This window comes from Streptomyces melanogenes, assembly GCF_014649795.1.
Lineage (GTDB): Bacteria > Actinomycetota > Actinomycetes > Streptomycetales > Streptomycetaceae > Streptomyces > Streptomyces noboritoensis.
The window spans coordinates 37,829-50,499 of sequence record NZ_BMTS01000014.1; the positions used below are offsets into that span (position 1 = coordinate 37,829).

The following is a 12,671-nucleotide window of genomic DNA, read 5'->3' on the forward strand; positions in this document are numbered from 1 at the left end:
CGCGTCGTCACAACGATCCGGATCCGAGGCATGGATCGACGGCGAAGAGGGCAGTATCGATGTGCGCCGTCACGGCGCGTGGCTTGCCGAGGTACTGAGAAGAACAATGAGGGTCGCGAAAAATCCGCCCTGGACATCAGTGGGCCGAGTGGCTACACTGTCCCTTTGCGCTGCCTGTTAGCTGCCCCCTGCCCGTCACCAGGGGCATGCCCTCGCTTGAGCATCGTTGATTGAACCGCCCTGACCTGGCCTTTCAGCCTCAATCAGGAAACGTCTCTCTCTGTGCCCTCGTGGGACCGGTACGCGCGTAGTGAGTCCGAGCCCTCGGAAGGACCCCCTCTTGGCCGCCTCGCGCAACGCCTCGACCGCCAATACGAACAACGGCGCCAGCACCGCCCCGCTGCGCATCTCCTTTGCAAAGATCAAGGAGCCCCTCGAGGTTCCGAACCTCCTTGCGCTGCAAACCGAGAGCTTTGACTGGCTGCTCGGCAACGCCGCTTGGAAGGCTCGCGTCGAGGCGGCTCTGGAGAACGGACAGGACGTCCCCACCAAGTCCGGTCTGGAGGAGATCTTCGAGGAGATCTCCCCGATCGAGGACTTCAGCGGGTCGATGTCGCTGACCTTCCGCGACCACCGTTTCGAGCCCCCGAAGAACTCGATCGACGAGTGCAAGGAGCGCGACTTCACGTTCGCGGCCCCGCTCTTCGTCACGGCCGAGTTCACCAACAACGAGACCGGCGAGATCAAGTCCCAGACGGTCTTCATGGGCGACTTCCCGCTCATGACCAACAAGGGCACCTTCGTCATCAACGGCACCGAGCGTGTCGTGGTGTCGCAGCTGGTGCGCTCGCCGGGTGTCTACTTCGACTCCAACATCGACAAGACGTCCGACAAGGACATCTACACGGCCAAGATCATCCCGTCCCGGGGTGCCTGGCTCGAGATGGAGATCGACAAGCGCGACATGGTCGGTGTCCGCATCGACCGCAAGCGCAAGCAGTCCGTCACCGTCCTCCTGAAGGCTCTCGGCTGGACCACCGAGCAGATCCTCGAGGAGTTCGGCGAGTACGAGTCGATGCGCGCCACCCTGGAGAAGGACCACACCCAGGGCCAGGACGACGCGCTGCTCGACATCTACCGCAAGCTGCGCCCGGGCGAGCCGCCGACGCGCGAGGCCGCTCAGACGCTGCTCGAGAACCTCTACTTCAACCCGAAGCGCTACGACCTCGCGAAGGTCGGCCGCTACAAGGTGAACAAGAAGCTCGGCGCGGACGAGCCGCTGGACGCCGGCGTCCTCACCACGGACGACGTCATCGCGACCATCAAGTACCTGGTCAAGCTGCACGCGGGCGAGACCGAGACGGTCGGCGAGTCGGGTCGGAACATCGTCGTCGAGACCGACGACATCGACCACTTCGGCAACCGTCGTCTGCGCAACGTCGGCGAGCTCATCCAGAACCAGGTCCGTACGGGTCTGGCGCGTATGGAGCGCGTCGTGCGTGAGCGCATGACGACCCAGGACGTCGAGGCGATCACGCCGCAGACCCTGATCAACATCCGGCCGGTCGTCGCCTCCATCAAGGAGTTCTTCGGCACCAGCCAGCTGTCGCAGTTCATGGACCAGAACAACCCGCTGTCGGGTCTCACCCACAAGCGCCGTCTGTCGGCGCTTGGCCCGGGTGGTCTCTCCCGTGAGCGGGCCGGCTTCGAGGTCCGTGACGTGCACCCGTCTCACTACGGCCGTATGTGCCCGATTGAGACGCCTGAAGGCCCGAACATCGGTCTGATCGGTTCGCTCGCCTCGTACGGCCGCGTCAACGCGTTCGGCTTCATCGAGACGCCGTACCGCAAGGTCGTCGACGGCCAGGTCACCGACGAGGTCGACTACATCACGGCCGACGAGGAGGACCGCTTCGTCATCGCGCAGGCCAACGCCGCGCTCAACGACGAGCTCCAGCTCACCGAGGCCCGCGTCCTGGTCCGCCGCCGCGGCGGCGAGGTCGACTACGTGCCGCCGGCCGAGGTGGACTACATCGACGTCTCGCCGCGCCAGATGGTGTCGGTCGCGACCGCGATGATCCCCTTCCTCGAGCACGACGACGCCAACCGTGCCCTCATGGGCGCGAACATGATGCGTCAGGCGGTGCCGCTGATTAAGTCGGAGGCCCCGCTCGTCGGCACCGGCATGGAGTACCGCTGCGCCACCGACGCCGGCGACGTGCTCAAGGCCGAGAAGGACGGTGTGGTCCAGGAGGTCTCCGCGGACTACATCACCATCGCCAACGACGACGGTACGTACACCACGTACCGCCTGCACAAGTTCTCCCGCTCCAACCAGGGCACCTCGGTCAACCAGAAGGTCGTCGTGGACGAGGGCGCGCGGATCATCGCGGGCCAGGTCCTCGCCGACGGTCCGGCGACCGAGAACGGCGAGATGGCGCTGGGCAAGAACCTGCTCGTGGCGTTCATGCCGTGGGAGGGTCACAACTACGAGGACGCGATCATCCTGTCGCAGCGCCTCGTGCAGGACGACGTCCTCTCCTCGATCCACATCGAGGAGCACGAGGTCGACGCCCGTGACACCAAGCTCGGCCCCGAGGAGATCACCCGGGACATCCCGAACGTCTCCGAGGAGGTCCTCGCCGACCTCGACGAGCGCGGCATCATCCGTATCGGTGCCGAGGTCGTCGCCGGCGACATCCTCGTCGGCAAGGTCACGCCCAAGGGCGAGACCGAGCTGACGCCGGAGGAGCGCCTGCTGCGCGCGATCTTCGGTGAGAAGGCCCGCGAGGTCCGTGACACCTCGCTGAAGGTGCCGCACGGCGAGACCGGCAAGGTCATCGGCGTCCGCGTCTTCGACCGTGAAGAGGGCGACGAGCTGCCGCCGGGCGTGAACCAGCTGGTTCGGGTCTACGTGGCGCAGAAGCGCAAGATCACGGACGGTGACAAGCTCGCCGGCCGTCACGGCAACAAGGGTGTCATCTCCAAGATCCTGCCCATCGAGGACATGCCGTTCCTCGAGGACGGGACCCCGGTCGACATCATCCTCAACCCGCTCGGTGTCCCGTCCCGAATGAACCCGGGACAGGTCCTGGAGATCCACCTCGGCTGGCTCGCCAGCCGCGGCTGGGACGTCTCCGGTCTGGCCGACGAGTGGGCCCAGCGCCTGCAGGCCATCGGCGCCGACCAGGTCGCCCCCGGCACCAACGTCGCGACCCCGGTCTTCGACGGTGCCCGCGAGGACGAGATCGCCGGTCTCTTCGAGGCCACGATCCCGAACCGCGACGGCGACCGCCTGGTCCTGCCGTCCGGCAAGGCGAACCTGTTCGACGGCCGCTCCGGCGAGCCGTTCCCGGACCCGATCTCGGTCGGGTACATGTACATCCTGAAGCTGCACCACCTGGTCGACGACAAGCTGCACGCCCGTTCGACCGGTCCGTACTCGATGATCACCCAGCAGCCGCTGGGTGGTAAGGCGCAGTTCGGTGGCCAGCGCTTCGGTGAGATGGAGGTGTGGGCGCTGGAGGCATACGGCGCCGCGTACGCCCTCCAGGAGCTGCTGACCATCAAGTCCGACGACGTGACCGGCCGTGTGAAGGTCTACGAGGCCATCGTCAAGGGCGAGAACATCCCCGAGCCCGGCATTCCCGAGTCCTTCAAGGTGCTCATCAAGGAAATGCAGTCGCTCTGCCTCAACGTGGAGGTGCTGTCCTCGGACGGCATGTCCATCGAGATGCGCGACACGGACGAGGACGTCTTCCGCGCTGCGGAGGAGCTCGGTATCGACCTGTCCCGGCGCGAGCCGAGCAGCGTCGAAGAGGTCTGACGGGTCTGGTGGGGGCTCTCCCGTAGAGCCCCCACCGTCCCCGGACCCCCCTCAGACCATCTTGAAGAATCGACCCCGAAAGAGGGATTGACGACAAGTGCTCGACGTCAACTTCTTCGACGAGCTGCGGATCGGCCTCGCCACTGCTGACGACATCCGTCAGTGGTCCCACGGTGAGGTCAAGAAGCCGGAGACCATCAACTACCGCACCCTCAAGCCCGAAAAGGACGGACTCTTCTGCGAGAAGATCTTCGGTCCGACCCGGGACTGGGAGTGCTACTGCGGCAAGTACAAGCGCGTCCGCTTCAAGGGCATCATCTGTGAGCGCTGTGGCGTCGAGGTCACGCGCGCCAAGGTGCGCCGTGAGCGGATGGGCCACATCGAGCTTGCCGCTCCCGTGACCCACATCTGGTACTTCAAGGGCGTCCCCTCGCGCCTTGGCTACCTGCTCGACCTCGCGCCGAAGGACCTCGAGAAGGTCATCTACTTCGCCGCGTACATGATCACGTTCGTGGACGAGGAGCGCCGTACGCGCGACCTGCCGTCGCTGGAGGCCCACGTCTCCGTCGAGCGCCAGCAGATCGAGAACCGTCGCGACTCGGACCTCGAAGCCCGCGCCAAGAAGCTCGAGACGGACCTCGCCGAGCTCGAGGCCGAGGGTGCCAAGGCCGACGTGCGCCGCAAGGTGCGCGAGGGTGCCGAGCGCGAGATGAAGCAGCTGCGCGACCGTGCGCAGCGCGAGATCGACCGTCTGGACGAGGTCTGGTCGCGCTTCAAGAACCTCAAGGTCCAGGACCTCGAGGGCGACGAGCTGCTCTACCGCGAGCTGCGTGACCGCTTCGGCACGTACTTCGACGGCTCGATGGGTGCCGCTGCCCTGCAGAAGCGCCTGGAGACCTTCGACCTCGACGAGGAGGCCGAGCGCCTCCGCGAGATCATCCGCACCGGCAAGGGCCAGAAGAAGACCCGTGCGCTCAAGCGCCTCAAGGTCGTCTCCGCGTTCCTGCAGACCAGCAACAGCCCCAAGGGCATGGTGCTGGACTGCGTGCCGGTCATCCCGCCGGACCTGCGTCCGATGGTGCAGCTGGACGGTGGCCGCTTCGCGACCTCCGACCTGAACGACCTGTACCGCCGTGTGATCAACCGCAACAACCGTCTGAAGCGTCTGCTCGACCTCGGTGCCCCCGAGATCATCGTGAACAACGAGAAGCGGATGCTCCAGGAGGCGGTCGACGCTCTCTTCGACAACGGCCGTCGCGGTCGCCCGGTCACGGGCCCCGGCAACCGTCCGCTGAAGTCCCTCAGCGACATGCTGAAGGGCAAGCAGGGTCGATTCCGTCAGAACCTGCTCGGCAAGCGTGTGGACTACTCCGCGCGTTCCGTCATCGTCGTCGGTCCGCAGCTGAAGCTGCACCAGTGTGGTCTGCCGAAGGCCATGGCGCTGGAGCTCTTCAAGCCGTTCGTGATGAAGCGCCTGGTCGACCTGAACCACGCGCAGAACATCAAGAGCGCCAAGCGGATGGTCGAGCGCGGACGCACGGTCGTGTACGACGTCCTCGAAGAGGTCATCGCCGAGCACCCGGTCCTGCTGAACCGTGCGCCCACGCTGCACCGCCTCGGCATCCAGGCCTTCGAGCCGCAGCTGGTCGAGGGCAAGGCCATCCAGATCCACCCGCTCGTCTGCACCGCGTTCAACGCGGACTTCGACGGTGACCAGATGGCCGTGCACCTGCCGCTCTCCGCGGAGGCGCAGGCCGAGGCCCGCATCCTGATGCTGTCCTCGAACAACATCCTCGAGCCCGCCGACGGCCGTCCGGTGACGATGCCGACGCAGGACATGGTCCTGGGTCTGTTCTTCCTCACCACCGACGGCGAGCTCCGTGACACCAAGGGCGAGGGCCGCGCGTTCGGCTCCACGGCCGAGGCGATCATGGCGTTCGACGCCGGCGAGCTGGCGCTGCAGTCCCCGATCGACATCCGCTTCCCGATCGGCACCGTCCCGCCCCGCGGCTGGACCCCGCCGGTCGAGGAGGAGGGCGAGACGACCTGGCAGCAGGGCGACTCGTTCCGGCTGCGCACCTCCCTGGGCCGCGCGCTCTTCAACGAGCTGCTGCCCGAGGACTACCCGTTCGTCGACTACTCGGTGGGCAAGAAGCAGCTCTCCGAGATCGTCAACGACCTGGCCGAGCGCTACCCCAAGGTCATCGTGGCGGCGACGCTCGACAACCTGAAGGCGGCGGGCTTCTTCTGGGCGACCCGTTCCGGTGTCACCGTGGCCATCTCCGACGTCGTGGTCCCCGAGGCCAAGAAGGCGATCGTCGCGGGCTACGAGGCGCAGGACGAGAAGGTCCAGAAGCAGTACGAGCGCGGTCTGATCACCAAGGACGAGCGCACGCAGGAGCTCATCGCGATCTGGACCAAGGCGACCAACGAGGTTGCCGAGGCGATGAACGCGAACTTCCCGAAGACGAACCCCATCTTCATGATGGTTGACTCGGGTGCCCGAGGAAACATGATGCAGATGCGTCAGATCGCGGGTATGCGTGGTCTGGTGTCGAACGCGAAGAACGAGACCATCCCGCGTCCGATCAAGGCGTCCTTCCGTGAGGGCCTCACCGTTCTGGAGTACTTCATCTCCACGCACGGTGCCCGTAAGGGTCTGGCGGACACCGCCCTGCGTACCGCCGACTCGGGTTACCTGACCCGTCGTCTGGTGGACGTCTCGCAGGACGTGATCATCCGCGAGGAGGACTGCGGCACCGACCGCGGCCTGAAGCTGAAGATCGCGGTCAAGGGCGAGGACGGTGTGCTCCGCAAGACGGAGGACGTCGAGACCTCGGTCTACGCCCGCATGCTCGCCGAGGACGTCGTCGTCGACGGCAAGGTCATCGCGCCGGCCAACGTGGACCTCGGTGACGTGCTCATCGACGCGCTGGTCAACGCGGGCGTCGAGGAGGTCAAGACCCGCTCGGTCCTGACCTGTGAGTCGGCCGTCGGCACCTGTGCCTTCTGCTACGGCCGCTCGCTGGCCACCGGCAAGCTGGTCGACATCGGTGAGGCGGTCGGCATCATCGCCGCCCAGTCCATCGGTGAGCCCGGTACCCAGCTGACGATGCGTACCTTCCACACCGGTGGTGTGGCCGGTGACGACATCACCCAGGGTCTGCCCCGTGTCGTCGAGCTCTTCGAGGCTCGTACGCCCAAGGGTGTCGCCCCGATCTCGGAGGCGGCCGGCCGCATCCGGATCGAGGAGACCGAGAAGACCAAGAAGATCGTCGTCACCCCGGACGACGGCAGCGACGAGACGGCGTTCCCGATCTCGAAGCGTGCCCGTCTGCTGGTGGGCGAGGGCGACCACGTCGAGGTGGGCCAGAAGCTCACCGTGGGTGCCACCAACCCGCACGACGTGCTCCGGATCCTCGGTCAGCGCGCGGTCCAGGTCCACCTGGTCGGCGAAGTCCAGAAGGTCTACAACTCGCAGGGCGTGTCGATCCACGACAAGCACATCGAGATCATCATCCGGCAGATGCTGCGCCGCGTGACGATCATCGAGTCCGGCGACGCGGAGCTGCTGCCGGGCGAGCTCGTCGAGCGCTCGAAGTTCGAGACCGAGAACCGTCGGGTCGTGACGGAGGGTGGCCACCCGGCCTCCGGCCGTCCGCAGCTGATGGGTATCACCAAGGCCTCGCTGGCGACGGAGTCCTGGCTGTCGGCCGCCTCCTTCCAGGAGACGACCCGAGTCCTGACGGATGCGGCGATCAACGCCAAGTCCGACAGCCTCATCGGCCTCAAGGAGAACGTCATCATCGGTAAGCTCATCCCGGCCGGTACGGGTCTGTCCCGCTACCGCAACATCCGGGTGGAGCCGACCGAGGAGGCCAAGGCCGCGATGTACTCGGCCGTCGGCTACGACGACATCGACTACTCGCCGTTCGGCACGGGCTCCGGCCAGGCCGTTCCGCTGGAGGACTACGACTACGGTCCGTACAACCAGTAAGGCGTACGTCTGAACCGAAGGGCGCGCATCCCGTTTCGTACGGGGTGGGCGCCCTTCGGCGTACCCGTACGGCCGCACAGAAGGCGCCTCGCCGGGCACTGAGCAGCCCGGCGGCCCGGCTCGCCCCCAGACTGCCTCCCCGGGCGTGAGACTCGTCTCAGTGGGTCCGTGGGGTGTCCCGCGTGTGGGTATTTGTTTTGACCCAAGTCGATGAGGTAGGTACGCTCAGACCTTGTGCCTGGGGTGTGCCTGGGCTCCCCTGCGTGCCTACGTCCGCAGGACGAGCCAGATACGGCCACCGCAATCTGCGCCTCTCCGTACCCACGGCGAGACTCCGCAGTATTCGACACACCCGACCGCGTGGGTCGGCGACGTTCCAGGTTAGTTTCACCAACGGCACACAGAAACCGGAGAAGTAGTGCCTACGATCCAGCAGCTGGTCCGGAAGGGCCGGCAGGACAAGGTCGAGAAGACGAAGACGCCCGCGCTTGAGGCTTCGCCCCAGCGTCGTGGCGTCTGCACGCGTGTGTTCACGACCACCCCGAAGAAGCCGAACTCGGCGCTGCGGAAGGTCGCGCGTGTGCGTCTGACCTCCGGCATCGAGGTCACGGCCTACATTCCGGGTGAGGGACACAACCTGCAGGAGCACTCGATCGTGCTCGTGCGTGGTGGCCGTGTGAAGGACCTGCCGGGTGTTCGTTACAAGATCATCCGCGGTGCGCTTGACACCCAGGCTGTCAAGAACCGCAAGCAGGCCCGCAGCCGCTACGGCGCCAAGAAGGAGAAGTAAGAATGCCTCGTAAGGGCCCCGCCCCGAAGCGCCCGGTCATCATCGACCCGGTCTACCAGTCTCCTCTTGTCACGTCGCTGATCAACAAGATCCTGCTGGACGGCAAGCGCTCCACCGCCGAGCGCATCGTCTACGGCGCCATGGAAGGCCTCCGCGAGAAGACGGGCAACGACCCGGTCATCACGCTGAAGCGCGCGCTGGAGAACGTCAAGCCGTCCCTCGAGGTCAAGTCCCGCCGTGTCGGTGGCGCGACCTACCAGGTTCCCGTCGAGGTCAAGCCGGGTCGCCAGTCGACCCTGGCCCTCCGCTGGCTCGTGGGTTACTCCCGCGCCCGTCGTGAGAAGACCATGACCGAGCGCCTGATGAACGAGCTTCTCGACGCCTCGAACGGCCTTGGTGCGGCCGTCAAGAAGCGCGAGGACACGCACAAGATGGCCGAGTCCAACAAGGCCTTCGCGCACTACCGCTGGTAGTCGCAACCCACATCGAGACCGAGAGAAGACTGAGCCGATATGGCTACCACTTCGCTTGACCTGGCCAAGGTGCGCAACATCGGCATCATGGCCCACATCGACGCGGGCAAGACGACCACCACCGAGCGAATCCTGTTCTACACCGGTGTTTCGTACAAGATCGGTGAAGTCCACGACGGCGCTGCCACGATGGACTGGATGGAGCAGGAGCAGGAGCGCGGCATCACCATCACGTCCGCCGCGACGACCTGCCACTGGCCGCTCGAGGACGTCGACCACACCATCAACATCATCGACACCCCGGGTCACGTGGACTTCACGGTCGAGGTGGAGCGTTCGCTCCGCGTCCTCGACGGTGCCGTCACCGTGTTCGACGGTGTCGCCGGTGTGGAGCCGCAGTCCGAGACGGTTTGGCGTCAGGCCGACCGTTACGGCGTTCCGCGCATCTGCTTCGTCAACAAGCTCGACCGCACCGGCGCCGAGTTCCACCGCTGCGTCGACATGATCGTGGACCGCCTCGGCGCCACCCCGATCGTGATGCAGCTGCCGATCGGTGCCGAGGCCGACTTCAAGGGCGTTGTGGACCTGGTCCGCATGAAGGCCCTGGTCTGGTCCGCGGAAGCGACCAAGGGCGAGATGTACGACGTCGTCGACATCCCGGCCACGCACACCGAGGCCGCTGAAGAGTGGCGCGGCAAGCTGGTCGAGACCGTCGCGGAGAACGACGAAGAGATCATGGAGCTCTTCCTCGAGGGCGTCGAGCCCACCGAGGAGCAGCTGTACGCCGCGGTCCGTCGTATCACCATCGCGTCCGGCAAGGGCGGGGACACCACGGTGACCCCCGTCTTCTGCGGCACCGCGTTCAAGAACAAGGGCGTCCAGCCCCTGCTCGACGCGGTCGTGCGCTACCTGCCTTCGCCCCTGGACGTCGAGGCCATCGAGGGCCACGACGTCAAGGACGCCGAGGTCGTCGTCAAGCGCAAGCCGTCGGACGACGAGCCGCTGTCGGCCCTCGCGTTCAAGATCGCGAGCGACCCGCACCTCGGCAAGCTCACCTTCATCCGGATCTACTCCGGTCGCCTGGAGGCCGGCACCTCGGTGCTGAACTCCGTCAAGGGCAAGAAGGAGCGCATCGGCAAGATCTACCGCATGCACGCGAACAAGCGTGAGGAGATCGAAGCGGTGGGCGCCGGCGACATCGTCGCCGTCATGGGCCTGAAGCAGACCACCACCGGTGAGACGCTGTGCGACGAGAAGAACCCGGTCATCCTGGAGTCCATGGACTTCCCGGCGCCGGTCATCCAGGTCGCCATCGAGCCCAAGTCCAAGGGTGACCAGGAGAAGCTGGGTGTCGCCATCCAGCGTCTCGCGGAGGAGGACCCCTCCTTCCAGGTGCACTCGGACGAGGAGACCGGCCAGACCATCATCGGTGGTATGGGCGAGCTCCACCTCGATGTCCTCGTCGACCGTATGCGTCGCGAGTTCAAGGTCGAGGCCAACGTCGGCAAGCCGCAGGTCGCGTACCGCGAGACGATCCGCAAGGCCGTCGAGCGTCACGACTACACCCACAAGAAGCAGACCGGTGGTACCGGTCAGTTCGCCAAGGTGCAGATCGCGATCGAGCCCATCGAGGGCGGCGAGGCGTCGTACGAGTTCGTGAACAAGGTCACCGGTGGCCGCATCCCCCGGGAGTACATCCCGTCGGTGGACGCGGGTGCGCAGGAGGCCATGCAGTTCGGCATCCTGGCCGGCTACGAGATGACTGGCGTCCGCGTCATCCTTCTCGACGGTGGCTACCACGAGGTCGACTCCTCCGAGCTCGCGTTCAAGATCGCCGGTTCGCAGGCCTTCAAGGAGGCCGCGCGCAAGGCTTCGCCCGTGCTCCTCGAGCCGATGATGTCCGTCGAGGTCACCACGCCCGAGGACTACATGGGTGAAGTCATCGGTGACATCAACTCCCGCCGTGGCCAGATCCAGGCCATGGAGGAGCGCAGCGGCGCTCGCGTCGTGAAGGGCCTCGTGCCCCTCTCGGAGATGTTCGGCTACGTCGGAGACCTCCGCAGCAAGACCTCGGGTCGCGCAAGCTACTCGATGCAGTTCGACTCCTACGCCGAGGTTCCGCGGAACGTCGCCGAGGAGATCATCGCGAAGGCCAAGGGCGAGTAACTCTTCCGAGTTCGATCGCTTTAGGCTTGTCACCGGAGTCCGGGTGGGCATTCGCCGCAATGCGAGAGTATTGCGGCGAATGCCCCCGGCCCCGGCATCCCAGCAAAGATCACCTGGCGCCGATGAAGCAAGGCGTACAGAACCACTCCACAGGAGGACCCAGTGGCGAAGGCGAAGTTCGAGCGGACTAAGCCGCACGTCAACATCGGCACCATCGGTCACATTGACCACGGTAAGACGACCCTCACGGCCGCCATTACCAAGGTGCTGCACGACGCGTACCCGGACCTGAACGAGGCCTCGGCCTTCGACCAGATCGACAAGGCTCCTGAGGAGCGCCAGCGCGGTATCACCATCTCGATCGCGCACGTCGAGTACCAGACGGAGTCGCGTCACTACGCGCACGTCGACTGCCCGGGTCACGCTGACTACATCAAGAACATGATCACGGGTGCCGCGCAGATGGACGGCGCCATCCTCGTGGTCGCCGCCACCGACGGCCCGATGCCGCAGACCAAGGAGCACGTGCTCCTGGCCCGCCAGGTCGGCGTTCCGTACATCGTCGTCGCCCTGAACAAGGCCGACATGGTGGACGACGAGGAGATCCTGGAGCTCGTCGAGCTCGAGGTCCGTGAGCTCCTCTCCGAGTACGAGTTCCCGGGCGACGACCTGCCGGTCGTCAAGGTCTCGGCGCTGAAGGCCCTCGAGGGCGACGCCGAGTGGGGCCAGACCGTCCTCGACCTGATGAAGGCCGTCGACGAGTCCATCCCGCAGCCCGAGCGTGACGTCGACAAGCCGTTCCTGATGCCGATCGAGGACGTCTTCACGATCACCGGTCGTGGCACCGTCGTCACCGGTCGTATCGAGCGTGGTGTCCTCAAGGTCAACGAGACCGTCGACATCATCGGCATCAAGACCGAGAAGACCACCACCACGGTCACCGGCATCGAGATGTTCCGCAAGCTGCTCGACGAGGGCCAGGCCGGTGAGAACGTCGGTCTGCTCCTCCGTGGCATCAAGCGCGAGGACGTCGAGCGCGGCCAGGTCATCATCAAGCCGGGTTCGGTCACGCCGCACACGGAGTTCGAGGCCCAGGCGTACATCCTGTCCAAGGACGAGGGTGGCCGTCACACGCCGTTCTTCAACAACTACCGCCCGCAGTTCTACTTCCGTACCACGGACGTGACGGGCGTCGTGACCCTCCCCGAGGGCACCGAGATGGTCATGCCGGGCGACAACACCGCCATGACGGTCGCGCTGATCCAGCCGGTCGCCATGGAGGAGGGCCTCAAGTTCGCCATCCGTGAGGGTGGCCGGACCGTGGGCGCCGGCCAGGTCGTCAAGATCACGAAGTAATTCGTGTTCTGACCTGGTAGCTCGCAACTGAGCACCAAGAGAGGGCCCCGCACCGTAAGGTGC

6 protein-coding genes are annotated in these 12,671 nt (G+C 65.7%); all 6 read left to right on the forward strand.

The features are described 5' to 3' along the window. The first annotated feature begins 340 nt into the window (after nt 1-340). The 6 genes from rpoB to tuf all read left to right on the forward strand — a co-directional run bounded on the left by rpoB (nt 341) and on the right by tuf (nt 12,608). Complete coding sequence (gene rpoB, locus IE252_RS27790; protein ID WP_190092197.1) at nt 341-3,826, forward strand: DNA-directed RNA polymerase subunit beta; 3,486 nt, start codon at nt 341-343, stop codon at nt 3,824-3,826. Nucleotides 3,827-3,923: 97 nt separating this feature from the next. Further along, complete coding sequence (locus IE252_RS27795) at nt 3,924-7,823, forward strand: DNA-directed RNA polymerase subunit beta' (RefSeq protein ID WP_190092198.1); 3,900 nt, start codon at nt 3,924-3,926, stop codon at nt 7,821-7,823. A gap of 418 nt (nt 7,824-8,241) precedes the next feature. Then, complete coding sequence (gene rpsL / locus IE252_RS27800) at nt 8,242-8,613, forward strand: 30S ribosomal protein S12 (RefSeq protein WP_007265893.1); 372 nt, start codon at nt 8,242-8,244, stop codon at nt 8,611-8,613. Between the two features lie 2 nt (nt 8,614-8,615). Continuing rightward, nucleotides 8,616-9,086: a 30S ribosomal protein S7 gene (gene rpsG / locus IE252_RS27805; RefSeq protein WP_101389595.1), complete on the forward strand. Its 471-nt coding sequence runs from the start codon at nt 8,616-8,618 to the stop codon at nt 9,084-9,086. Between the two features lie 39 nt (nt 9,087-9,125). Then, nucleotides 9,126-11,252 (forward strand): elongation factor G, encoded by a 2,127-nt coding sequence (gene fusA / locus IE252_RS27810; RefSeq protein ID WP_190092199.1) that lies wholly within the window; start codon nt 9,126-9,128, stop codon nt 11,250-11,252. 162 nt (nt 11,253-11,414) lie between these two features. Beyond that, nucleotides 11,415-12,608, forward strand: coding sequence for an elongation factor Tu (gene tuf / locus IE252_RS27815; RefSeq protein WP_101389597.1), 1,194 nt, complete (start codon nt 11,415-11,417; stop codon nt 12,606-12,608). Nucleotides 12,609-12,671: the final 63 nt, after the last annotated feature.